27 protein-coding genes are annotated in these 21,878 nt (G+C 46.3%); 25 read left to right on the forward strand and 2 right to left on the reverse strand.

Translation table 11 applies throughout. The features are described 5' to 3' along the window. The first annotated feature begins 1 nt into the window (after position 1). The 10 genes from KI362_RS18255 to KI362_RS18295 are packed head-to-tail and all read left to right on the forward strand — an operon-like array spanning position 2 to position 6,801. Complete coding sequence (locus KI362_RS18255; protein WP_301629266.1) at positions 2 to 550, forward strand: GNAT family N-acetyltransferase; 549 nt, start codon at positions 2 to 4, stop codon at positions 548 to 550. Between the two features lie 54 nt (positions 551 to 604). After that, on the forward strand, positions 605 to 1,024 hold the full coding sequence (locus KI362_RS18260; protein WP_301629268.1) for a hypothetical protein: 420 nt from the start codon (positions 605 to 607) through the stop codon (positions 1,022 to 1,024). Continuing rightward, entirely contained in the window at positions 1,021 to 2,583 is a 1,563-nt protein-coding gene (locus KI362_RS18265) for an alpha/beta fold hydrolase (RefSeq protein WP_301629270.1), read from the forward strand. Before KI362_RS18260 ends, KI362_RS18265 begins: the two co-directional genes overlap by 4 nt. Continuing rightward, entirely contained in the window at positions 2,543 to 2,701 is a 159-nt protein-coding gene (locus KI362_RS25580; RefSeq protein WP_374705677.1) for a MerR family DNA-binding transcriptional regulator, read from the forward strand. The genes KI362_RS18265 and KI362_RS25580 overlap by 41 nt, the downstream gene beginning before the upstream one ends. 58 nt (positions 2,702 to 2,759) lie before the next feature. Beyond that, positions 2,760 to 3,173 carry an ester cyclase gene (locus KI362_RS18270; protein ID WP_301629272.1) on the forward strand — a complete coding sequence of 138 codons (414 nt, stop codon included), beginning with the start codon at positions 2,760 to 2,762 and terminating at the stop codon, positions 3,171 to 3,173. A gap of 56 nt (positions 3,174 to 3,229) precedes the next feature. Next, positions 3,230 to 3,754, forward strand: coding sequence for a hypothetical protein (locus tag KI362_RS18275; RefSeq protein WP_301629274.1), 525 nt, complete (start codon positions 3,230 to 3,232; stop codon positions 3,752 to 3,754). Continuing rightward, positions 3,754 to 4,197 (forward strand): DinB family protein, encoded by a 444-nt coding sequence (locus tag KI362_RS18280; RefSeq protein WP_301629276.1) that lies wholly within the window; start codon positions 3,754 to 3,756, stop codon positions 4,195 to 4,197. Before KI362_RS18275 ends, KI362_RS18280 begins: the two co-directional genes overlap by 1 nt. Positions 4,198 to 4,238: 41 nt before the next feature. Beyond that, positions 4,239 to 4,658 (forward strand): DUF3788 domain-containing protein, encoded by a 420-nt coding sequence (locus KI362_RS18285; protein ID WP_301629278.1) that lies wholly within the window; start codon positions 4,239 to 4,241, stop codon positions 4,656 to 4,658. Positions 4,659 to 4,711: 53 nt separating this feature from the next. After that, on the forward strand, positions 4,712 to 5,662 hold the full coding sequence (locus KI362_RS18290) for an ABC transporter ATP-binding protein (RefSeq protein ID WP_301629279.1): 951 nt from the start codon (positions 4,712 to 4,714) through the stop codon (positions 5,660 to 5,662). After that, complete coding sequence (locus KI362_RS18295; RefSeq protein WP_301629281.1) at positions 5,659 to 6,801, forward strand: ABC transporter permease; 1,143 nt, start codon at positions 5,659 to 5,661, stop codon at positions 6,799 to 6,801. The genes KI362_RS18290 and KI362_RS18295 overlap by 4 nt, the downstream gene beginning before the upstream one ends. Positions 6,802 to 6,944: 143 nt before the next feature. Here KI362_RS18295 and KI362_RS18300 read toward each other — a convergent pair whose 3' ends face one another. Further along, complete coding sequence (locus KI362_RS18300) at positions 6,945 to 7,349, reverse strand: winged helix-turn-helix transcriptional regulator (protein ID WP_212940549.1); 405 nt, start codon at positions 7,347 to 7,349, stop codon at positions 6,945 to 6,947. A gap of 205 nt (positions 7,350 to 7,554) precedes the next feature. Here KI362_RS18300 and KI362_RS18305 point away from each other — a divergent pair, with 205 nt between their 5' ends. The 15 genes from KI362_RS18305 (at position 7,555) to KI362_RS18375 (ending at position 20,241) form a co-directional block, all read left to right on the forward strand. Beyond that, positions 7,555 to 8,133 (forward strand): NAD(P)H oxidoreductase, encoded by a 579-nt coding sequence (locus tag KI362_RS18305; protein WP_301629283.1) that lies wholly within the window; start codon positions 7,555 to 7,557, stop codon positions 8,131 to 8,133. Positions 8,134 to 8,227: 94 nt separating this feature from the next. After that, complete coding sequence (locus KI362_RS18310) at positions 8,228 to 8,854, forward strand: TetR/AcrR family transcriptional regulator (RefSeq protein ID WP_301629285.1); 627 nt, start codon at positions 8,228 to 8,230, stop codon at positions 8,852 to 8,854. Next, positions 8,851 to 9,477: a DUF998 domain-containing protein gene (locus KI362_RS18315; RefSeq protein WP_301629288.1), complete on the forward strand. Its 627-nt coding sequence runs from the start codon at positions 8,851 to 8,853 to the stop codon at positions 9,475 to 9,477. The genes KI362_RS18310 and KI362_RS18315 overlap by 4 nt, the downstream gene beginning before the upstream one ends. Positions 9,478 to 9,533: 56 nt before the next feature. Then, positions 9,534 to 10,406 (forward strand): pentapeptide repeat-containing protein, encoded by an 873-nt coding sequence (locus tag KI362_RS18320; RefSeq protein WP_301629290.1) that lies wholly within the window; start codon positions 9,534 to 9,536, stop codon positions 10,404 to 10,406. 270 nt (positions 10,407 to 10,676) lie between these two features. After that, positions 10,677 to 11,315, forward strand: coding sequence for a GntR family transcriptional regulator (locus tag KI362_RS18325; RefSeq protein ID WP_301629292.1), 639 nt, complete (start codon positions 10,677 to 10,679; stop codon positions 11,313 to 11,315). Between the two features lie 16 nt (positions 11,316 to 11,331). Next, positions 11,332 to 12,525, forward strand: a complete 1,194-nt coding sequence (locus KI362_RS18330; RefSeq protein ID WP_301629294.1) for an amidohydrolase — start codon at positions 11,332 to 11,334, stop codon at positions 12,523 to 12,525. Between the two features lie 15 nt (positions 12,526 to 12,540). After that, the gene (locus tag KI362_RS18335; protein ID WP_301629296.1) at positions 12,541 to 13,584 is read left to right on the forward strand and encodes a methionine ABC transporter ATP-binding protein; all 1,044 of its coding nucleotides are present in this window, start codon (positions 12,541 to 12,543) and stop codon (positions 13,582 to 13,584) included. Then, positions 13,559 to 14,218: a methionine ABC transporter permease gene (locus KI362_RS18340; protein ID WP_301629298.1), complete on the forward strand. Its 660-nt coding sequence runs from the start codon at positions 13,559 to 13,561 to the stop codon at positions 14,216 to 14,218. The genes KI362_RS18335 and KI362_RS18340 overlap by 26 nt, the downstream gene beginning before the upstream one ends. A 27-nt stretch (positions 14,219 to 14,245) precedes the next feature. Continuing rightward, positions 14,246 to 15,265, forward strand: a complete 1,020-nt coding sequence (locus KI362_RS18345; protein ID WP_301629300.1) for a uroporphyrinogen decarboxylase family protein — start codon at positions 14,246 to 14,248, stop codon at positions 15,263 to 15,265. A gap of 11 nt (positions 15,266 to 15,276) precedes the next feature. Next, a complete protein-coding gene (locus tag KI362_RS18350; protein ID WP_212940540.1) occupies positions 15,277 to 16,107 on the forward strand; it encodes a MetQ/NlpA family ABC transporter substrate-binding protein in 831 nt (276 codons plus the stop codon). Positions 16,108 to 16,124: 17 nt separating this feature from the next. Then, a complete protein-coding gene (proC, locus tag KI362_RS18355) occupies positions 16,125 to 16,934 on the forward strand; it encodes a pyrroline-5-carboxylate reductase (protein ID WP_301629303.1) in 810 nt (269 codons plus the stop codon). Beyond that, positions 16,934 to 17,698 (forward strand): VOC family protein, encoded by a 765-nt coding sequence (locus KI362_RS18360; RefSeq protein WP_212940538.1) that lies wholly within the window; start codon positions 16,934 to 16,936, stop codon positions 17,696 to 17,698. The genes proC and KI362_RS18360 overlap by 1 nt, the downstream gene beginning before the upstream one ends. A gap of 166 nt (positions 17,699 to 17,864) precedes the next feature. Continuing rightward, a complete protein-coding gene (locus KI362_RS18365) occupies positions 17,865 to 18,362 on the forward strand; it encodes an RrF2 family transcriptional regulator (protein WP_301629304.1) in 498 nt (165 codons plus the stop codon). A 65-nt stretch (positions 18,363 to 18,427) separates the two neighbouring features. After that, positions 18,428 to 19,351, forward strand: coding sequence for an NAD(P)/FAD-dependent oxidoreductase (locus KI362_RS18370; protein ID WP_301629306.1), 924 nt, complete (start codon positions 18,428 to 18,430; stop codon positions 19,349 to 19,351). Beyond that, positions 19,351 to 20,241 (forward strand): class I SAM-dependent methyltransferase, encoded by an 891-nt coding sequence (locus tag KI362_RS18375; RefSeq protein ID WP_301629307.1) that lies wholly within the window; start codon positions 19,351 to 19,353, stop codon positions 20,239 to 20,241. The genes KI362_RS18370 and KI362_RS18375 overlap by 1 nt, the downstream gene beginning before the upstream one ends. On the opposite strand, the gene KI362_RS18380 is transcribed toward KI362_RS18375, so the two are convergent. Beyond that, positions 20,238 to 21,866, reverse strand: a complete 1,629-nt coding sequence (locus tag KI362_RS18380) for a response regulator (RefSeq protein ID WP_301629310.1) — start codon at positions 21,864 to 21,866, stop codon at positions 20,238 to 20,240. The genes KI362_RS18375 and KI362_RS18380 overlap by 4 nt on opposite strands. Positions 21,867 to 21,878 lie beyond the last annotated feature (12 nt).

Genomic DNA, 21,878 nt, shown 5'->3' on the forward strand with positions numbered 1-21,878 from the left:
TATGCTATACGGACAACGAGTAACAATAAGGCCGGTTGTTGAAGAAGATTGGATACAGCGATATGAATGGCTATCCGATCCTGCAGTTAACCGAACGTTACCATCTGGAAGCGGTATGCCGATAACACCGGGTGTAGTCAAAGAACGTGTACTGAGGTATGCACAAACAGATCTATCAGCTGTCTATTTTACTATTATGAAAGAAGATGGCATCCCGACTGGCAACACTCAATTGTTTAATATCCATCCTTGGTCCAAGCATGCTGAATTTGGTATTTGGATTGGAGACAAAAGGGTATGGGGACAAGGATATGCTACAGAAGCGACAAGTGTTGTTCTAAAATTTGCATTTGAGCGTTTAAATCTTCATAAAGTGTATTTGACGGTAGATGCCGATAATCCTGGTGCTATTCGGAGTTATGAAAAGTCGGGCTTCAAGAAGGATGGCATACAACGAGACGAAGTCTATAAAAATGGTCAATATGTCGATCGTATAATGATGAGTATCTTGAAGCATGAATATTTAAATATTTCTGACTCTTCTAATTAGCATGCGTGTAGGTATCATTTTACGCACTAGTAAAGGAAGGAATGGGGCTGCATCATGAGAAGATTTTATTGTCTGGGGGCAAATCTGTTATTGCTTGCATGGTTTTTTTTAATTATGACCGGACTGTATTTCGAAAACAGTTATCTGGTAACCCGCTCCTGGAAAGAGGATGGTATCTTTTTTGTACTGTTCGTATTGGCCCTGGCCTTGTTCATATGGAAAGAGCATATCGGAAAATACGTCCTAATGATCTGGCTAACGCTATGGCTGATTACCCAGCTGATTTTTCATGAATGGTATACTGTTACGGGCGGCGGGGCGGGAAAAATTCGTTATTTCGAAGGCTCCGTCAAGCTGATTGATTCCGAAATGCGTTATATTCCTGATTTATATCATATTGTCCTTCATCTGCTTATTTTCATTTCGTTGCTGTTGACTGTGCTATATACAAAACGCAAGCAAGCTTATAAGTGAGAGAGGTAGTTATGTATACGGACTATAGCGTTTGGGAAGCCGTTCAGCAGCGATTACCGCCTGCATACCGGCCGGATCATACTACAATGCCGGAGGAAATCTATATTTCGCTCAGCGATGGTAACCGGATTCATCTGGATGTATATTCGCCGCAAAACGCAAAAGCGACCATTATTTTACTGCATGGGGTAGGCGGAAACGGACGGCTGCTCTCTTTTTTGGCGGTGCCGTTATATAGGTGTGGATATGAAGTCATTTGTCCGGACTTGCCCCTGTATGGATGCAGTGAATATTCCGGTACGGTAACCTATCCTACCTGGGTGAAGGATGCTTCAGAAATGACCGGTTATTATGTCCAGAGAGGAAAGCCGACATTTCTGTTTGGCTTAAGCGCTGGCGGCATGTTAGCTTATCAGGTTGCTTGTAAAAACCCGGCTGTACGGGGGGTTCTCGCCACATGCATTTTAGACCAGCGTGTAAGGGAAATTACCGAGAAGACTTCAGCCCATCCCTATCTGGTCAAGCTGGCGCTGCCGGCTGTCTCCTATATTCGCAAATGGCTGCCCGATTTGAAGATCCCTATGAAATGGGTTGCCAATATGAAAGCCATTGTCAATCATAAGGACCTGGCCCGATTGCTGATGGCGGACAAGAAGTCTGCGGGGGCGAGCATTTCTCTGGCCTTCCTGTACACCATGCTCCACCCTGAGCTGGATATAGAGCCTGCGGAGTTCTTCACTCCTTTCATCCTGCTTCATCCTGAGCAGGACCGCTGGACGGATGTATCGCTCAGCAGAGTGTTCTATGACAAGCTTGGCAGTGAAAAGGAGCTCCATATGCTAAAAGGCGCCGGGCATTTTCCGATTGAAGAAGAAGGGTTACATCTACTCGTGCGAAATAGCATTTCATTTATTGAGAGGCATCGCAGGGAAGCGGAACCGGGAAACCCGTGGGAAAAAATAAAGTTAACGGACTATGAAAACCATATGAAATCAGACTCTGTTAGACAGCTGCAAGTCCTGAACGCGATGATGAAGGAGCAGTTTGCTCAGTATCCTGTCAAAAGCATCATGATTTTGGGGATTGCGGGCGGAAATGGCCTGGAGCATATCGATCCGGAGATCATTAATCATGTCATTGGCGTAGACATTAACAGCGATTATCTGGATGCCTGCGTAAGCCGCTATCCTCAGCTGGGTAGCCTGTTGGAACTGCTCTGCTTCGATTTAACAGAAGATTATACGCTGCTTCCTCATGCCAATCTGGTTGTAGCCAACTTGTTTATCGAATATATCGGCTGCGCCTGTTTCCAACAAGTCATCAACCAGGTTAAACCGCATTATGTATCATGTGTTATTCAAACGGATACAGAAGACGCATTTGTGTCAGCTTCTCCGTATAGTCGTGTCTTTAACGATTTGGGCAGGGTGCATCACCAGATAAGCGCAAAATCTTTGATCCAGGCTATGGAAGAGATTCATTATCACAACGTATCCCAAGCGGAAGTGCTTTTGCCAAATGGTAAAAAGTTGGTGCGATTGGATTTCAGGCGTTTGTAAGGGAGAGGGGGAAAAACTGCTTAAAATCGGAGATTTTTCTGCACTATCTAAAATAAGCATTTACAGGCTTCGGCACTATGATGAGATTGGGTTACTCATTACCGGAGGGCGGGCATAGCCGCTTTTGGTATAGCTGTCCTTACTCAGCGGAAATGAATGTGAAAGGAGCAACTAATATGAACCATGTGGAAAAAGTAAGGTTTTTTTATGAGTCGATTACATCTGAGCATTTGATGGATGAAGTTCTTCATTATGTATCAGACCAGTGTGTGATTAGAACAGGGGACAAAATCATTCCGGTTGGGATAGAGGGCATGAAGCAACACATGATTGAAGTAAGGCAGACCTATCCTGATTTAAAAATGCTCATTACGGCTCAATATTGTGACGGTGATTACGTCATTTCTGAATTTATAATGGAAGGAACACATCAAGGCGAGTGGCTCGGCATGAAACCTTCTGGCAAGAAGTTGTGTATTACCGGAGTCAATATTGACAAGGTACTAAACGGAAAAATTGTGGAGCATGGAGGGGCGGCCAATACATTTGAAGCTTTGTTTGCGGCCAAAATTATTTGCCCCGCTCCGTAACAAGGAGCTGCGGTTCCACTATCGGGCGAAACAAGCAATCGGGGGGAATTATTATTATGAGCAAGCTTCAAAATATGCGAGGCATTGAAATCAGGAAATTCCGTGCGGTTTCCTCAGGCTTAAAAACATTGGACGAGCTGTTTGGCAAAGACGGCTTTAGCGAATGGTTAGAGTCTCACCGCCATCTGGTACAAGCGCATATCTATGAACCTGCAGACTTTTTATGGCATGAGGGCGATAAAGAAACATGGGGATGTGGGCAAAATGTTTTGATATCAGCAATCAAGGATGATGTTACTCAAGCGGACGTAGTTCCTTACGAAATCATTGAATTTCCGGGTGGGATGTTCCTGGTTGCCACAGGGGATGAAAACAACGAGGATGACCTGAACGACACCGTGAATGAGATGATGAACTGGATAAAAAACAGCGACGTTTTTGAATATGGCGACTTTCCTAAAAGTGGAATGTGCAATATGCCAAACCCTGGCGGTGCTTTTGATCAGGCGCTTGGTGTTGCCCAACAGCAAATCTACTTACCATTAAAACTGCGTTCAAACATAAGAAAGAGTGATAAATGATGAGTTCAATAGTGGAATTTGAAAAACTGCTTTATGAAATACCGAAGGTCATAAACCGCATTGAAGATCATGAGTTTATGAATAAGGTTTCGGCAAACAAGTGGTCAAAGCAAGAAATATTAGGACATTTATGTGACTCGGCGGTAAATAACCATTCCCGATTTGTCCGAATCATTTTGACTGATGAACCAGTGAGTATTGATGGATATAAGCAGAATGAATGGATCAGAATTCATGATTATCAAAACAATTATAGTAAGTCAGATTTGCTTGCATTATGGATTCAACTCAACAAACAAATACTGAATGTCCTGAGAAATGCTAGTGAACTGGATTTCAATAAGCAATGTATCTTAAGCGATAAGCGCAGGGTTACCCTACGCTGGTTATTTGATGATTACTTAAGTCACATGCTGCATCATATAAAACAAATTGAAAGCTGACGATCTAGAAAATAATAAAACTTCAAGATGGAGGTGATGTAATGCTTGAAAAAATACCAACCCATGAGGAAATGATAGGTTTGCTTGGGCAACCGTTATTCGATGTATGGGTACAGCTAACCAACCTAATAGAATCAAAATACGATATGGAACGTCTCTGGAACAGCGGCGGGAAGAGATGGACCTACGAGTATAAGTATCGCAGGGGCGGCAAATCTTTGTGTGCCTTGTACGCAAAAGAGAATGTGTTTGGCTTTATGATTATTTTCGGTAAGGATGAGAGGGCCAAATTTGAGGCTGATAGAAATAATTATTCACCAGAAGTGCAACGAGTTTACGATGAGTCTACCACCTACCATCATGGCAAATGGATGATGTTTGAGCTGACCAATACTTCTTTATTTCCTGATATGGAAAAGCTGCTACAAATCAAACGGAAGCCCAACAAAAAGTACAAGTGATTTGAATCTGTAGCAGGTTAGGTACTGGAATATCCTTAAAAAGGGGAGAGAGCATGGAGAAGGAAATATTTCTTTCTGTGGACGGGCTAAGCAAATCCTACGGAAGCACACGGGTCGTGGATCAGGTAAGCTTTTCGGTATTTAAAGGAGAGGTGTTCGGATTGCTTGGCCCAAATGGCGCCGGCAAAACGACGACGATCAGTATGCTGTGCGGACTGTTGAAAGCGGATGCCGGAAACGTGGCTTATGGCGGAATCTCGATATCGGCACACTATCGTCAGGTTAAAGGGATGATCGGATTATGTCCCCAGGACATTGTGATCTGGGAGAAACTGACCTGTTCCGAACAGTTGAAATTTGCCGGAATGTCCTATGGATTAGCTCCAAAAGAGGCCGGCAAAAGGGCAGGGTACCTGCTGGAAGCCCTTGGACTTACAGATAAAAAGAATAAGCTTGCCGGGACTCTTTCCGGAGGCATGCAAAGAAGGCTGAATATCGCGCTTGCGCTTGTCCATGATCCGGACCTGATCATCCTGGATGAGCCTCAGGCAGGGCTTGATCCGCAGAGCCGTGTTCTTGTGCGAGACTTTATCAGACAACTGGCGGCCCAACAGAAAAGCGTACTCCTTACGACGCATGACATGGATGAAGCCGATAGACTATCCAATCGAGTAGCTATTATTGACCATGGGAAAATACTCCAGATCGACACGCCTGAAAGACTTAAAGAAAAATCAGGCAAGGGAGATATTTTACAGGTCAGACTCAGCGGAATACCTGCGGGTCAAACCGATAAACTACTGGAAGCCTTTCCGCCCGTATTCACAGAAAAAAAGCTGGTAGACGGTCTTTTATTGCTTGGCGCAAGCCATGTGATTGAGCACATTCCAACCGTCAACCAGACATTAAAAGCATTTCGTATCCAGATGGAGGATATGACGATCCGCAAGCGGACGCTTGAAGACGCATTTATTTCTATGACAGGAAGGGGGCTTCGGGAATGAAACTGATAGCGGCTGCAATAAAGTCATGGAAAGAAAATATTCGGGACTGGAAAGTACTTGTGATGGTGCTGTTTTTTTCTCCGTTTTTTCTGCTGATCATGTACTTGTTTTATGGGGGAGAGCCGACTACATACCATATCGGAGTTCTTAATCTCGATGGTGGCAAATCGGCGACTGAACTGGTTGAAATGATCCAAGAGAAGAAGGGACAGAATGGCGAGAATATATTCGATTTCAGCCCTATCACCGAGCTTCCTGAATTGGAGGCGCAAGTAAAAGAGAAAACAATCGATATTGGAATGGTTATTCCTAGCGATTATTCCAAAATCCATGCCGATGCCATCTCAAAGAAAGCGATTGTCCCGTCGGAAGTCCATTTTTACGGGAGCATGAATAATCTGCGATATCCCGTTGCGGCAGTCATGGCCGCTGATGAGGTGAATAAACAAGGGATCGCGGCCGTCCAAATTACACTTCCTGCTTTGATAACCGAAACCTTTTTGGAGAAACAACTCCCCTTAAATGAGTTTGACGGTTATGTTCCGGGGTTGCTGGCTTTGGCCATCTTAATGATCTTGTTTACCGCATCCGCGTCCATTGTGAAGGAGAACGATAAAAAAACACTGATCCGGCTGAAGCTAAGCCGTCTCGGAGCCGTTCATTTCCTTACGGCTATTGGTATGGTGCAAGCCGTTATCGCTGTAGGAGCGCTTGTTCTTTCTTATTGGACTGCATTGGGGTTGGGCTACAGTCCGGCAGGGAATTTCGGGCCTGTTCTTCTGATTGGCATCATTTCCAGCCTTTCGATGGTGTCCGTGAGTCTGGTAGTGGCAAGCTTCCTGAATACGGTTTTTGATGTGTTAACCGTGGGCTGTTTTCCATTTTTTATCCTCATGTTCTTTTCAGGCACGATGTTCCCGCTGCCGAAATTGAATATGTTCTCGATCCTTGGGCATCCGTTGGGGCTGACGGACATTTTGCCGCTTACGCATACGGTGAATGCCTTTAATAAAATATTGAATTACGGAGCCGGCTTCTACGAGATCCGATTTGAGGTTTTCATGATGGTTGTGCTCACACTGATCTATTTTTTTGCAGGATTAGTTCTATATCAGAAGCGCAAGCTGTCCAAAGCGTAAATTTCGGTTGTAATCGATAGACCCGATTCGTTTATGGAGGGATAGATGAAGATACGGCCATGGCATTCACGGCTATCTTGTTGGGTTGTGCGGTCTACGTTGGTGCTTACACCATACCTTTAATTACTATCCCTATGTCCAGATCATTGAGTAGAGTTCGGTATTTCCGATAAGTTGCTACATTCTTCCAGAACCTTGGACTTATCGCCATAAATTTTTTCCAGGTGATCCTCTCCCCAATAGCATAGATGGTCAAGTGCGGGCTTTAATCCCCAGCCGTAGGATGTCAAATCATACTCTACTTTTGGAGGCACCTCATTATAAACCATCCGTGTGACGATCTTATCCTTTTCCAGGCCTCTGAGCTGAGTGGTCAGCATTTTTTGAGTAATGCCCGGAATTAGCCGGCGAAGCTCGGACGTTCGTTTTCTCCCCGTCATCAGATGGTAGATAATCAAGGGCTTCCATTTGCCTCCCATTACCTCTAAGGCCGCCTCCACGCCAACTTGATATTTCTTCTGTATGCTATTCTTCATCTGCTCACTCATTTACAATCCTCCTTCACTTCTCGCTGCTGTTCGAGTCAGTTTCCAGGGAACAGGCTTGGGTACTTCCATGTTCCTATGGCACCCGTATCATCCTATAGAACTTAAAAGTGCGTACTTCCGGATCATTTTCCTACTGATTATAATAGCATCAGCCATTGATCATGGCTAGAAATTAGCTGCTGGAGAAAGGTAGTGAAGGTGCAAGATGAAAGTATTAACCGTTGTTTCTCACCCGAGAAAAGATTCCCTGACCTTTAAAGTGGCCGATCGTTTCGTACAAGGCCTCGCCGAGGCTGGCCACAATTATGAGATATTGGATTTGCACGGGATTGGGTTTGATCCTGTCTTGAAAGGAGCGGATGAACCCAATTGGTCCACTTCGGAGCAGATATTTTCTCCTGAAGTAGAGCTGGAAATAAAACGGATGAAGGAGCATGATGCTCTGGCATTTATTTTTCCAGTTTGGTGGTGGCATCTGCCGGCTATGTTAAAGGGTTATATTGACCGTGTATGGAATAATGGGTTTGCGTACGGTTTAAACCACCTTCCTCATCAGCATGTCTTGTGGATGGGTCTGGCGGGCGTTTCCAAAGAACAGATGAAAAAGCGCAGCTACGACGAAATGATTACTCATCTGCTGAATGTGGGCATTGCGGATTATTGCGGTGTATCCAACTCCAAGGTTGAATTCCTATATGAGACTCTGGATTCAAATCCCAGTCATTATGAGTTGCTGCTGGACCAAGCTTACCGCTTAGGTTTGAATTATAACAAGCAGGTTTGAGGATTTCGAACAAATGAGGAAATCTATTGTAAGCTAATGTTCATTAGCTTACAATAAGGCTAATGAACATTAGCCAAGGAATGGATTGGTTTTGATGACCACAAAGCAACGAATCATTTACTCGGCGCTAACACTTTTAGCAGAAAAGGGATATGACGCCGTGAGTGTCAGTGAAATTGCCGAAGCTGTCGGGATTAAAGCTCCGTCCTTATACAAGCATTTTTCAAGTAAACAGGACATCTTTCATGCGATACTTGCTGAGATGGCAGAGAGGTACGAACAGCGGGCAGCCCAAATGCAAATGAATGGCTTGGACGCACATGCGGATCTGGAAAGGCTGGCTCTCTTGTCGGAAAATCAGCTCGTAGAAATGGGAAAAGAGCTGTTTCTATTTTTTTTAAGAGATGAGTATGTATGTAAGTTTCGAAAAATGCTGACGGTGGAGCAATATCGAAATCGTGAGCTTGCTGCGCTCTATTCCAAGCAGTATGTAGAGGATCCCTTGACCTATCAAGGCATGCTATTTGACCTGCTGGCCCAGGCTGGTGTATTCAAGGACGAGTCTCCGCAAATAATGGCGGTTCACTTCTATGCCCCGATTTATATGCTGCTGACTTTATGTGACCGGCAGCCCGAGCGCGAGCAGGAGATGCTTCAACTGGTAGAACAGCATATGAAGCAATTCAGCAGACTTTATAATAATGGAGGAAACTCAAAGTGAAGCGGACGCCAGTTCAATGGTGCGGATTGTTGGGAATCATCAGCTTGTTCTCCTATGCGGCAGCGGTGCTTTTTTCTCCATTAGCCTATCCCGGATATCAATGGATGTCGCAGGCGGTCAGTGATCTCAGCGCAAGCAATGCCCCTTCCAAAGTGCTGTGGGGGCAGCTTGCTTCTCTGTACGATATCTGCGGTATCACCTCTGTGATGATGGTATGCGTATTTATACAAGGAAAGCTGAATAGAACGATCCGGATCGGGATTTATTTGTTCGCAGCGATGAATTGGGTGTCGGCTATTGGATATGCAGCCTTTCCGCTCTCTGCCCAGGGGAATGCCGGTACTGCGTTTCAAGATATCATGCATGTGTATGTCGTGACAGCGCTTGTTGTCCTGCTCTCCGTTCTTTCGCTCATTCTGATTATGGCCGGAGGATATCAGGACAGACGTTATCGCTATTTAGCTGGCTGGGCAACGGCGGCTTTACTATTCATGCTTGCAGGAGCCGTTGGCACAGGGATCGTACCCGCAGCCTATTTTGGCATTCCCGAGCGCTTCAGTGTGTTTGCCGCAGCTGGATTCAATGCGGTATTAGGTGTTTGCTTGTATAGAGGTTTTAACTAAGACAGCCATAGAGAGAACAGCCTTTCATTTACATAAAAATTGAAGAAGGTAATGACATGAACAGGAATACAGCCAAGAGTATAAGAAATAATTTAACTGCTGATTGCGCTAAATGCTTTGGACTTTGTTGTACAGCGCTTAATATAGTACAATCAAGTGATTTTCCCATGAGTAAACCCGCAAATACGCCCTGCGTCAATTTGAAATCGGATTATAGATGTAATATTCACTCTCAATTAAGAGACAAGGGATATAAAGGCTGTACAGTATTTGATTGTCTAGGTGCCGGACAAGTTGTATCTCAAGTTACTTTCAACAACGTAAGTTGGAGAGAGAATCCGGAAGCTAGAGATCAAATGTTTAGAGTATTTCCTATAATGGAACAAATTCACGAAATGATTGCATATGCAGCAGAGGCCTTGTCGTACGATCTTCCGATCGCGTTAACTGATACGCTAAGCAAGAAATTAGCCGAGCTGCAGAAGGTGACTGCCTGGAGTGCCAGCAAATTATTAGCTTTTGATCTGGTAACCTATCGGTTCTCACTGAATGGATTGCTTACAGAGGCTAGTGATTCAATTCGAGAAACTGCGATTGCAGAATTACCTGGTGCTAAAAAACTTAAAGACTTGGATCGTTCAAGAGTTAATTGGATGGGGAAAAAGTTGAATGGCAAAGATTTAAGGGCAGTTGATTTTAGAGGAGCATTACTAATTGCTGCTAATATGCAAAATACAGATTTAAGAGCGGCAAGCTTTATTGGCGCTGATTTGCGCGACGCTGATTTTAGCGGCGCCAATCTTTCTACTAGTATGTTTTTAACCCAGATGCAAATGAATTCGGCTAAAGGTGATGCAAAGACGGTACTACCTTTCTATATACAGCGGCCTTCTCATTGGATACGTGTTGGATCAGGAAGGAGTCGTTAAAAAGGCACCATGTGTAGCAAGTTGACAAGTATAGAGGATTTAATACGAAACAAATCATGTTTTCCAGAGAGAGACCTGGATTTAGCCAGGTCTCTCTCTTTGTAATTGTAACATTTTTAATCCCTAAATACCCACTTGACTAGGTGGAATAATAGGAATATAGTATAAAAAAGCTTAAACGTAGGGACTAAAATAATTGTATACAATTATACAATTTTCCTCGAGATGAACCGTGGAGGAGATGGTTAACTAGTGATGCGATCAAGAAGGTTGTCAAAGGACAATGCTTACTATGAATTAAAACAAAAAATCATAGATAGCGAGCTGAAGCCAAACCAAGCTGTAAACGAAGAGAACTTAGCAGCATTGCTTGGGGTCAGTCGTACACCGCTAAGGGAGGCCATACAGAGGTTGGAGAATGAGGATTTTCTCGTTCGACAGCCCAATGGAAGGTTGAAGGTAGCTTCCATAACAGTTAAAGAGGTTGAAGAAGTTTTTCTTGTTCGCAGCATGCTTGAAGGCTATATCGCGAGGAATGCGGCTAAGAATGCAACAGATAAAGATATTCAAAAATTAACAGTAATCCTTGAGAACATAAAACAATCCTTCCAGCTAGGCGATAATCAGAACTTTGTATCCTATGGCTTTGAATTTCATGATTATTTATCGGAAATGAGTGAACTCATCGTTTTCGAGAAGGTTTTGAATCAATTAAGAGACCACGCGCTTCGCTACTGTCGCTTTGTTTCCTTGCACGGAGATTGGACAAGACAGGCAGATGAAGAACATGGCTTAATCTTACAAATGATAGCTGACAGAAATGAAGACGGCGCTGAGAAGGCAATGCGAGATCATATTATAAGCAGTCTATCTATTGCACTGGAGCGAATAAGAGGAATAGAGGAATAGAAGGAGACAAGGAGGCATGAGTGCAGTGGGGGAAAACAATTTGACTGTGCAGCCATCGGATTTGGGCAACTACTTGATTAGCGTTCGAAGAAATCTTCACAGAGAGCCTGAATTGGCTTATGAAGAGTTCAAAACAACCGAGAAGCTGCGGGGCTGGCTGACAGCAGCTGATATTCAGATCATGGATCTCCCGTTGGCAACGGGATTAATCGCAGAGATTGGACAAGGCGATGGGCCCATTGTGGCTATTCGATGTGATATCGATGCACTTCCAATAGAGGAGCAAACAGAGCTGCCCTTTGCATCAGAGATTCCGGGGAAAATGCACGCCTGTGGACATGATTTTCATACCGCTACGATTTTAGGCGCTGCTTTGCTGCTGAAAAAGCGCGAAAGCGAGCTTCCCGGTACAGTGAGGATCTTGTTCCAGCCTGCAGAGGAAACAGGTCATGGAGCGGAAAGTGTCCTGGCATCAGGAGGCCTCAAGGATGTTGATGCCATATTTGGATTACACAATTCACCTGATCTGCCAACGGGAGCCTTTGGAACGAGAACGGGAGCTTTAACAGCGGGTGTTGACCGGTTTGAAATTACGGTAAAAGGTGTCGGGGCCCATGCTGCTACACCGGAAAAAGGTGTGGATGCCATTGTGACAGCGGCTCAGATCATTACCATGCTGCAGACGATTGTTAGCCGTCAAAATAATGCGATAGAGCCGGTGGTATTAAGTGTAACGAGAATTAACGGGGGCTTTACATGGAACGTTCTCCCGGAAAAGGTGGAGCTCGAGGGAACGGTTCGAACTTACAATGAAGAGATTCGCCGCCTTATTCCTGTTCAAATGACGCGCATCATCGAAGGAGTCGCTGAAGGAGCCGGAGCTGAGGCACAACTGCATTGGTATCCTGGGCCTCCTGCAACTATTAATCATGCGGAATGGGCTGATTTCACCAAAGAGGTCGCCTTAGAGGCCGGGTATGATGTGCATGATATTCCGCTGCAAATGGGGGGCGAGGACTTTTCATTTTATCTGCAACAGATCCCAGGCGCATTTGTAAATATCGGAACAGGACCGGCCTATGCACTCCATCATCCTCGTTTCGATGTTGATGAGGCCGCACTATTGCCTGCCGCTAAGTACTTTGCTTCATTGGCAGAGCGAGCCCTTGAGAAGCTGCAAGCGAAAGCTTCATCTGACTCTAGAAAATGATTGAGGGGAACCAACATGATTGAATTAAAGAATGCTTCCAAAACATTCACTCGGAAAGGGATCACGATCGAAGCTCTGAAGGGAATCAATTTGAAGGTTGAAAAGGGAGATATCTTCGGGGTAATCGGCTATAGCGGTGCCGGGAAAAGCACCTTAATTCGTCTAGTCAATTATCTGGAAAGACCGACAGAAGGACAGGTCCTGGTGAATGGGCGTGACTTAGGAACTTACAACGATAAAGAGCTGCGATTGGCCAAAAAGAACATAGGTATGATTTTTCAACATTTCAACCTGCTAGAATCCAAAAAAGTATTTGATAATGTAGCAATTCCCCTCGTCCTATTGAAAAAGAGTAAAAGTGAAATCCGTCAGCGAGTGCAGGAGCTGCTAGAGTTTGTAGGATTAAGCGACAAAGCGGGAAGCTATCCGAGCGAGTTGTCAGGGGGACAGAAGCAGCGTGTTGGAATTGCCAGAGCGCTTGCCTCGAATCCATCGATTCTTTTGTGTGACGAAGCAACCTCTGCACTTGATCCGCAGACAACACAATCTATTTTGCAGCTTTTAAAAAGAATTAATGCAGAATATAACATTACGGTGATGATTATTACACATGAAATGTCCGTCATCCAAGAGATTTGCAACAAGGTAGCTGTGATGGAAGAGGGACGAATTATAGAGCAAGGGAGCGTTCTGGAGGTGTTCGGTCATCCCCAGCATGAGACCACGAAAAATTTTGTGAAGACAGTTGTTCAAAATAGCATGACACCAAGTGTTGAAAAATCATTAAAGGCAGAAAACGGAAGTCTGCTCTACAAGCTCCATTTTGTTGGCAAAAGTGCTTCCGAGCCTATTCTCTATGAGATGATCCGCTCCTTCGATATTAAGGTCAATATCCTATTTGCAAATATGACAGAGATTCAAGAAACGACCTTGGGAACAGCAATCATCCAATTGTCTGGTGATAGAAAGCTGGTAGAGGATGCCCTGACATTTTTGACAAGGCATGAAGTCAGTGTGGAGGAGATAGAGTCTTATGTTTTCGACGACAATAACGAATGAGCAATTTCTGAAGGCAATTATAGAGACAATTCAAATGGTAGGAGTCTCCCTTTTCGTGGGTTCCTTATTAGGGATTCCATTGGGAATATTACTCGTCATCACTCGCTCGGGCGGCGTGCTGGAGAACAAAGCGCTCTATGCTATCCTGAATCCGATCATCAACATCGTTCGCTCTCTGCCCTTTATTATTTTGCTGGTTGCCATTATTCCGTTCACAAGATTGATTGTTCACACTTCGATCGGGACAAGTGCGGCGATCGTACCGCTGATCATCTATATCGCACCCTATATTGCACGTTTAGTAGAGACTTCTCTGCTTGAAGTGAACCCGGGAATTCTTGAAGCTGCCGAGGCCATGGGGGCGACGCCCTTGCAGGTCATATGGTACTTTTTGTTGCCGGAAGCAGTAAGCTCATTGATTCTGTCACTAACCACGGCAACGATCGGCTTGATTGGAGCGACCGCAATGGCCGGAACCGTGGGTGGCGGTGGAGTTGGAGACTTGGCTATCGTGTATGGCTATCAACGCTTTGACACCGTAGTCGTGGTAACCACCGTGCTGATACTTGTCATTCTGGTACAGGGAATACAGTCTTTAGGCAACACGCTGGCGAGAAAAATTCGCCGTTATTAGATAACTAGATACAGGGAGGAACTTCAATTGAGTGCATGGAGCAAGCAGGATCGATTCAATGCCCTATTATCCGGAGAGCGGGCAGACCGTCCCATTGTCAGCGGGTGGCGCCATTTTATTGACAAGGAACAGAATGCGGATGATTTGGCGGAAATAACGATTTCGTTTACGAAAAAACATGATTGGGATTGGGTCAAGATTAATCCGAGAGCGACTTACTTGGCGGAAGCTTGGGGCAATCAATATGACTTTTCCGATTATCAAACCGTATTTCCTAGGCAGAAATCAACGGTTATTCCAACGGCGGAGCGTCTTTGGGAGCTTGAAGTGAAGAAGGCAACCCAGACGCCATCACTACAGGAGCATTTGGAGGCAGTTAGGAAGATACGTCAAGGGTTACCCGATACCCCGCTGATTCAAACGGTATTTTCACCTTTAACGGTGCTGCTGTTCATTGTAGGGCGATCGGCTTATGTAACCAAGACCGTATTCGGTATTGAGCAGCCCGTTACTTTGGATTCGCTGTTCAAGGAACATAGAGCGGCAGCTCACCATGCGCTGCATGTCATCTCATTAACCTTAGCTGATTATGTGCAAGAGCTGCGTCAAGCAGGCTCGGATGGTTTGTTCTACGCGGTAACCGGTACGGCGCATCCGGGTTTGTTTGATGAAGCTAGGTTTGATGAATTCTCCAGACCGTATGATTCTATTGTCCTGGAGGCTGCAGCCTATGGTAAGAATATTCTTCATACCTGCGGTGCTCATGCGAAGCCGGAGAAATTTAATGATTATCGAATTGACGGGATCAGCTGGGATACTGTAGCCGAAGGAAATCCTGGTTTGGATGCAGATCTCAAAGCTACGAAAGTAGGGGGCGTTGATCACGGATTGTTCGCAGCAAATGATATTATACAGATTCGCAAGCAAGCGAAGGATGCTTTAGCCTTTATGAAGGACCAACCGTTTATTCTCTCGCCAAATTGCGCGATTCCGTTGAACGTGACGGATGAGGCGTTGGAGCAATTTAAAAATATAATATTTGAATAGGAGATGGGTGTATGAAAAAATTAATGTTGGTAGTGTTGATAGGGGTTCTGGCGGTGCTGACGGCTTGCGGCAGTAAACAAGCGGACGATGGCGGGGATAAGAAGAAGATCACGGTTGGGTTTGGAGTCGGTACCTATGAGGAGCAATTCCGTCAATCGATCTTGCCAATCCTGGAGGAGAAAGGCTATACCGTTGAAATCAAAACCTTCTCGCAAAATATGCAGGTCAATCCCGCGATGAAGGAAGGTTCCATTGACGCGAGCGTGTTCCAAAGCACGGCCTATATGGAAGCAATCAACGAGGAGATTAATGCGGACATGGTAGGGATCGCTTATGTTCCAGGTGCTCCGCAGGGTCTGTACTCTGTAAACCATACTTCACTGGACGATGTCAAAGACGGTACAACCGTAGCTGTTCCTAACGACCCGGTAAACCAAGAGCGCGCCCTTCGTATTCTGGAGGAGCTGGGCTGGATCAAGATTAAAGAAGGAGCAGGTGTCGCTGATTTCAACATCAATAGTATGGAGCCGGACAAGTTTAATATCGATATTAAGATTTTGGACCCGGCACAAATTCTCGTATCACTTCAAGATGTTGATTATGGGGTTGTAAACGGCAATTACATTGCAAATGCGCCGGACAGAAAGATTACAGATGCGCTTAAAATAGAAAATACACCTATGCAGCATAGAATCATCGTATCCATTAACAAAAAGGATGAAGACACTCAATGGGCAAAGGATTTGAAGGCCGCATATGAATCCAAGGAGTTTGAGGAATACATCCTCGGCCTGGAGAAATATGATGGTTTTATCCTGCCGGAAGCGTGGGAGAACAACTAACTAAGGAAGTGGCTGACATGACAAAGAGAAGGATTCATTTTATTGGCGGAGGACAGATGGCGGAAGCGATTATTCGCGCATGTATTGCCAAGGGTACGCTGTCCGCAGAGCAAATCAGTGTATCCGATATTAATGAGGCGCGCCTTCAGTTGTTAAATACAAAGTACGGCGTTAATACGGAAGGCAGACAAGAGCAGGTCCTCCCCAGAGCAGAATTAATCGTAGTGGCTGTTCGGCCTCAAGATGATCTGGCAGCACTTGGACACCTTGTACAGCAATTTGCCTCGCCGTCTGCCGCTATCGTGTCGATCGTAGCGGGGGTAACGATTGAAAAGCTGGGCAGTTACTTTGGAGCTGAACGTCCGATCATCCGGGTCATCCCGAACACATTGACCGATACGGGATATGGATATAGCGGTGTAGCCTTGAATGCATTCGCTACCCGGGATCAGGTTGAGGACTTCCTGCTTGGGTTCGGCAAAGTGCAATATCTCGAGGAGTCTCTGATAGACATATTCACCGGGTTTGGAGTGGCCGGACCTAACTATATCTATTACTTCATTGAGTCTCTTGCAGACGCTGGCGTACTTGCAGGACTGCCGCGTGAGCAAGCTTGGAAGGTAGCGCTGGAGAACATGCTGGGTGCAGTTGCGATGCTGCAGCAGACAGGCATGCATCCGAGACAATTGCTTGATATTAATAACTCGCCTGGCGGGGTGGGGATTCACGGCTTGTATGAGCTGAACAATAGCGACTTCGCTGCCGGGCTGCAAAGAAGCGTTCTGGCGGCTGTGAAGCGGACCACCGAACTGGGAGTGAAGGAATAATGGCAAAGCTCAAATGGGACCATCTGGTTCATTACGTGAATAATCTGGACAAGCCGGTTGAACTCTTCGAAGAGCATGGTTTGGCAGCCTTCAAAGGAGGAGCTCACAAGGCTTGGGGGACCTATAATACCTTAAGTTACTTTGGGTTAACTTATATTGAGTTTCTTGGCATTGAGAATCTGGAATTAGCCAAGGCGACCGAGCATAATGTCGTTGTAAGGGATGCGGTTAAAGCTCTTCCAGAGCATGAGATATTAAGTAGAGTTGTACTTCGCACTGACGATATTGAAGAGGTAGCTGCTTCTCTCAAGTTGGCAGGCTTATCTCTATCTCCTATCATCGATGGCCGGCGTCTGGATCATGAAGGCAGATTAATAGAATGGCGGATGCTGACCATTGATGGCGACTTCCAAGGGCTGGTCTATCCATTTATTATTCAATGGAGCGGAAACGATGAAGAAAGGCTGGAGCGCCTATCCGCATCTGGAGTCATACGGCCCCACCCTTCAGGTCATGCTGAAATCGTAAATGCCGTATTCCGCGTCTCCAATCCTGCGGCTGCCGCCGAACATTGGGGAGAGTTATTTCAATTGCCTGTTATAAAATCACATTCTGGATCGGCTACCCTGAAAATTGGAGATAAGTCCTTTGACTTCGTACAAGGAGACGAGAACCAATTCAAACAGGTCATCATTGAAACAGATTCAACGAAATTACAAGGAAAGACCCTTCGGATTGGTGAAGGAGAATATATCTTCGTTTGATAGTTGATTTATGACAGGTATTCCACCAGTACCGGCTTTTCAAGCAGCTTTTTTGCTTGAGAAGCCGGTATTTTTAGGTTCAAGATTGTAATCCGCGCTCTAGTCTGTTATTATGGATACCGTAGATCCATAATTAATGATATCAATAGAAAAGGAAGACAGAATGATGCAGTATTCCAAAAGCACTGATTACGCGCTGCATGCCTTGCTTCATTTGGGCCATTCGGATCGCCAAAGCAATATCGGGATTAAAGAGCTGTCCTCGAAGCTTGGAGTGTCCGAAAGTTATTTGTCCAAAATTATGTCCAAGCTGCGGCAGGACGGGATTGTGCGGGCCGTTCCCGGGGTAAATGGCGGCTATGAGCTGGCGCGGCCTGCCGATCAGATTACTTTTCTGGATGTGATCCAAGTCATCGAGGGAAGACAGCGGCTATTTGAATGCTCCAATTCAGCCTCTCAGCAACATCAGCTATTAGCGAAACCGGAAAACGAGGCGGAAGGCGATTGCGACCGGACGGATGCCCCGCGAAATACTTGCTTGGTGGAACGAGTGATGTACGGCGCTGAGCAGTATCTTCACCAATACCTGCAGGAGCAGACTATTCAGTCTGTCCTGAATATGGCAGCGAAGAATTGCGCGAATGAAGCCATGAGCAAGAAGTAACCCCTTCTTGCACCTCAATTATGGATATCACAGGTCTATAATAATAATGAAAGGTGGAACAAAAAATGACGAATAGCAAGAGGTACGATGTTCTGATTATTGGAGGCGGTCCTGCCGGGCTGAACGCAGCCCTTGTACTGGGAAGAGCAAGGAAGGACGTGGTTGTGATCGATGAAGGAGCCCCGCGTAACGCGGTAACACAGCATGCTCATGGCTTTCTTACCCGTGACGGAATCACGCCAGGCGATTTCCGGCGTATTGCCCAGGAAGAGATAAGCGCCTATCCTTCCGTAACCTTTATTAAGGATAAGGCCGTAGCCGCAACGGGGGAGGATGGAGACTTCCAGATTACGACCGCACAGGGATCCGTATATATGGCCAAAAAGTTATTCTTCGCGGTAGGAATGGCTGACCGCCCGCTGAACCTTCCAGGCTTATCCGAAGTGTATGGAAAAAGCGCTTTTGTCTGCCCTTACTGCGATGGCTGGGAATTGCGGGACGAGCGGCTTGTAATCATCAATCAAGGGCCGGAGCTTATGCATTTTGCACCTGTCCTATCGGGTTGGAGCAAGAATCTCACCATCTGCACGAACGGTCCCGATGGATTAACGGAGGCTCAGCGCGAAGAGCTTCAGCAGCATGGAATCCCCCTATTTGATTCTCCGATTCGTCAGATTGATTCGGTTCAGGGGATAGCTCAGCAGGTTGTGCTGGAGGACGGAACCTCCATTCCATGCCGGGGAATCTTTTTCAAGCCGGATCTGGTAATGGGGTCCCATCTTCCGCAGGATATCGGCTGCAGAATGACGGATGAAGGAATCGTGGCAGTCGATGAGTATGGAAAGACGAGTATTCCGGGCGTTTATTGCGCCGGAGACGCAGCCTCACGGATGCATCAGGCTATTGCCGCTGCCGCTAAAGGTGCGGTCACTGCTGCCGTGATAAATAATGAATTGAATACGGAAAACTGGATGAAAGAGGGAAAATAATGAAGAACGAATTTTTTAGTCAAGAGGTTTGGGAGCAGGCCTGGAAAGAGCGCGGGGATGCAGTTCTTAGCAAAATGAAGCAGGCTGGCATTTCGCCGGCCAATGCTTTTGACCATAAGGCAGAGACCTTTAACGAGCAGTCCTTCAACGAAGAAGGGAGAAAGAGAAGCAGACGTATTCTGAACTGGATTGAGGACCAGGGAGTCCGCTTTCATCAGGCCTCCGTGCTGGATATCGGGGCTGCCTCCGGCGTGTTCTCCGTTCCGTTCGCAGAGCAGGGAGCCCATGTGACTGCTGTTGAGTCCTCTTTGCCATTGGTGAAGCTGCTGGAGGAAAATACGAAGCCTTTTACCGATAATCCTGTGAAAATAGTTCCAGAGCCTTTTGAAAACATTGATGTGCACGCCAGAGGCTGGAACCAAGCCTTTGATCTGGTCTTTGCCTCCATGTGTCCGGTCATCTACAACTGGGAGAGCGTAGAGAAAATAATTCAGTGTGCGAAGCAGTATTGCTACATCAGCATGCCGGCAGGCGCCGCAGAGAACAGTCTCGCAAATGAAATCTGGCCTTTGATTAGCGACAAGCCGCATGCCTCGAAGCCGGCGGAGGTAGCTTATCTCATGCATCTTTTATTCCTCAAGGGCTATTCGTATGAATCGTTAGTTACACGGGAGCTGAAGACGACCGAGGTCTCTGCCGAAGTAGCCATGCAAGAAATGATCAGCTGGTTCCGCGGCCAGGGGCTGGCCGAGGATACCCGGAAAATGAAAGTGGTTGCCGACTATTTAGAGCAGGCCTATCCGGCCGGCAAAGTGGTCATCCATCAGGGAGGGCGATTCGCTAAAGTGCTTATTCGTTTGCAAGATGAAAAGATGTATTCGAGAAATTAACGTTCAGCTTGCGATAGAGTGCCCAGGCGCTGCATGTATTCCCGTGGCGAGATCCCCTCTATCTTTTTGAATACTTTGCTGAAATAAAATGCACTCTCATATCCAAGACGCTGAGAAATTTCATATATTCGCCCTTCGCCGCGCTGCATCATTTCTTTAGCCGCTGAGATCTTGGTCTCCGTGACATACTCGACAAAATTGACCTTGGCGGTCTTGGCGAACAGATGGCTTAAGTAGTTGGGACTGAAGCTGAACATATCCGCTACCTGATTCAAGGACAGCTTGCTGTCCAGATTACGCTTGATATATTCCTGGACATTTCTAACGACTTGCTCCTTGTAAGTCTGCCTGCGGCCGGGCAGAATGCTGCAGCATCCGTCGCGGAACTGGATGAGCCAATCAATGATCCCCTCCATGGAATGCTTCTGGTAAATCGACCGGTAGCCTTCAGGCTCATGCTCGAAAATGTGCTCGACAATCTGTTCGCCATCCGCGAGCAAGGAGGTAGCCATGTAGAGCAGATTGCTTGCCGCATCTGTTGCCGAGACCAGCAGGTGCGGCTGTCCGGCAAAGCGGTCGATCAGCCGGGTGATCATCTCATGGAGAGCCTGAACATCCATCTCCTCAAAGGCCCGGCGAATGTCCGAGCGCAAGGCGGAGTAATCAAACAGAGAAGCATCAGGCTCAGAGACCTGCGGTTCATTTGTGAAGAAGACAATGCTCTGCTCCTGGCTATTTACAGGCAGAGCTTTTCTTGCGGACTGGTAGCTTTCATATAGCAAATAGGGATCCTCAACAGCGATGCCAACGCCTGCGATCAGGATGACATTAAAGTAATTGTGCAGCAGCCTTGCCATGTCGTGCAGCCGCTTTTGCAGATCACTCAGCCATAGGTCTGATTCTTTTCCCGGCAGAGGCAGGGTAATGGCAAAGTTTCTAAGATCCAGGCTCGTGATATGACAGGGCCCGGAGGAGGCTAAGGTCTCTCTGGCCATCTGAACCGTGCTGGTACAAAGGGCAGCAAGCTTGTCTCCGCGGGCAGGCACGGTGTCCGGACCCAGAATGCGGCATGTACAGACGACGTAAGCCGGGGCATCCAGCTCGAGCTCCAGATCATTCTTTTGCAGGAGAACCTGCTCCCTGCTCTCAAACAGATGATTAAACAAGCGGATAAAAAATTTATCGCGAAGATCCTGCAGATTTCTGCGATAATCCAGCTGGGGCTGCCCGGAAGCCGCTTCGGATTCCTCCAACATGGAAATAGCCCGCAGGATGGATTCCTCCAGCATTTTCGGAGTGAGCTCCAGCTTCACAAGGTAATCGACAGCCCTTACTTCGATCGCACCGCGGGCATATTGGAAATCTTCATAGCTCGTTAAAATAATGAATTTCGGAGCACGCCCAGTTTTTTTTCGCACAGATTCGGCTACTTGCAACCCCGTTTTAATAGGCATTTTAATATCGGTGATAACAATATCAGGCTGCAGGCTGTCGATCATTTCCTCGGCCTGCGCGCCGTTATGGGCTACGCCGACAATTTCGATCCGGTAATCCTCCCATTTCAGCATAGACTGAAGACCGACGCATACAAGCGCCTCGTCATCGGCAATCAACAATTTGATCATACGGTTCACCTC

It is taken from the genome of Paenibacillus apis (assembly GCF_018333295.1).
Taxonomy (GTDB): domain Bacteria; phylum Bacillota; class Bacilli; order Paenibacillales; family Paenibacillaceae; genus Fontibacillus; species Fontibacillus antibioticophila.

What these genes read in the sequence shown, in the direction of transcription:
- KI362_RS18255 (WP_301629266.1), top strand. Translation starts at nt 2, where the DNA reads ATGCTATACGGACAACGAGTAACAATAAGGCCGGTTGTTGAAGAAGAT.
- KI362_RS18260 (WP_301629268.1), top strand. Translation starts at nt 605, where the DNA reads ATGAGAAGATTTTATTGTCTGGGGGCAAATCTGTTATTGCTTGCATGG.
- KI362_RS25580 (WP_374705677.1), top strand. Translation starts at nt 2,543, where the DNA reads ATGGTAAAAAGTTGGTGCGATTGGATTTCAGGCGTTTGTAAGGGAGAG.
- KI362_RS18270 (WP_301629272.1), top strand. Translation starts at nt 2,760, where the DNA reads ATGAACCATGTGGAAAAAGTAAGGTTTTTTTATGAGTCGATTACATCT.
- KI362_RS18275 (WP_301629274.1), top strand. Translation starts at nt 3,230, where the DNA reads ATGAGCAAGCTTCAAAATATGCGAGGCATTGAAATCAGGAAATTCCGT.
- KI362_RS18280 (WP_301629276.1), top strand. Translation starts at nt 3,754, where the DNA reads ATGAGTTCAATAGTGGAATTTGAAAAACTGCTTTATGAAATACCGAAG.
- KI362_RS18285 (WP_301629278.1), top strand. Translation starts at nt 4,239, where the DNA reads ATGCTTGAAAAAATACCAACCCATGAGGAAATGATAGGTTTGCTTGGG.
- KI362_RS18290 (WP_301629279.1), top strand. Translation starts at nt 4,712, where the DNA reads ATGGAGAAGGAAATATTTCTTTCTGTGGACGGGCTAAGCAAATCCTAC.
- KI362_RS18295 (WP_301629281.1), top strand. Translation starts at nt 5,659, where the DNA reads ATGAAACTGATAGCGGCTGCAATAAAGTCATGGAAAGAAAATATTCGG.
- KI362_RS18300 (WP_212940549.1), bottom strand. Translation starts at nt 7,349, where the DNA reads ATGAGTGAGCAGATGAAGAATAGCATACAGAAGAAATATCAAGTTGGC.
- KI362_RS18305 (WP_301629283.1), top strand. Translation starts at nt 7,555, where the DNA reads ATGAAAGTATTAACCGTTGTTTCTCACCCGAGAAAAGATTCCCTGACC.
- KI362_RS18310 (WP_301629285.1), top strand. Translation starts at nt 8,228, where the DNA reads ATGACCACAAAGCAACGAATCATTTACTCGGCGCTAACACTTTTAGCA.
- KI362_RS18320 (WP_301629290.1), top strand. Translation starts at nt 9,534, where the DNA reads ATGAACAGGAATACAGCCAAGAGTATAAGAAATAATTTAACTGCTGAT.
- KI362_RS18330 (WP_301629294.1), top strand. Translation starts at nt 11,332, where the DNA reads ATGAGTGCAGTGGGGGAAAACAATTTGACTGTGCAGCCATCGGATTTG.
- KI362_RS18335 (WP_301629296.1), top strand. Translation starts at nt 12,541, where the DNA reads ATGATTGAATTAAAGAATGCTTCCAAAACATTCACTCGGAAAGGGATC.
- KI362_RS18340 (WP_301629298.1), top strand. Translation starts at nt 13,559, where the DNA reads ATGTTTTCGACGACAATAACGAATGAGCAATTTCTGAAGGCAATTATA.
- KI362_RS18350 (WP_212940540.1), top strand. Translation starts at nt 15,277, where the DNA reads ATGAAAAAATTAATGTTGGTAGTGTTGATAGGGGTTCTGGCGGTGCTG.
- proC (WP_301629303.1), top strand. Translation starts at nt 16,125, where the DNA reads ATGACAAAGAGAAGGATTCATTTTATTGGCGGAGGACAGATGGCGGAA.
- KI362_RS18360 (WP_212940538.1), top strand. Translation starts at nt 16,934, where the DNA reads ATGGCAAAGCTCAAATGGGACCATCTGGTTCATTACGTGAATAATCTG.
- KI362_RS18365 (WP_301629304.1), top strand. Translation starts at nt 17,865, where the DNA reads ATGCAGTATTCCAAAAGCACTGATTACGCGCTGCATGCCTTGCTTCAT.
- KI362_RS18370 (WP_301629306.1), top strand. Translation starts at nt 18,428, where the DNA reads ATGACGAATAGCAAGAGGTACGATGTTCTGATTATTGGAGGCGGTCCT.
- KI362_RS18375 (WP_301629307.1), top strand. Translation starts at nt 19,351, where the DNA reads ATGAAGAACGAATTTTTTAGTCAAGAGGTTTGGGAGCAGGCCTGGAAA.
- KI362_RS18380 (WP_301629310.1), bottom strand. Translation starts at nt 21,866, where the DNA reads ATGATCAAATTGTTGATTGCCGATGACGAGGCGCTTGTATGCGTCGGT.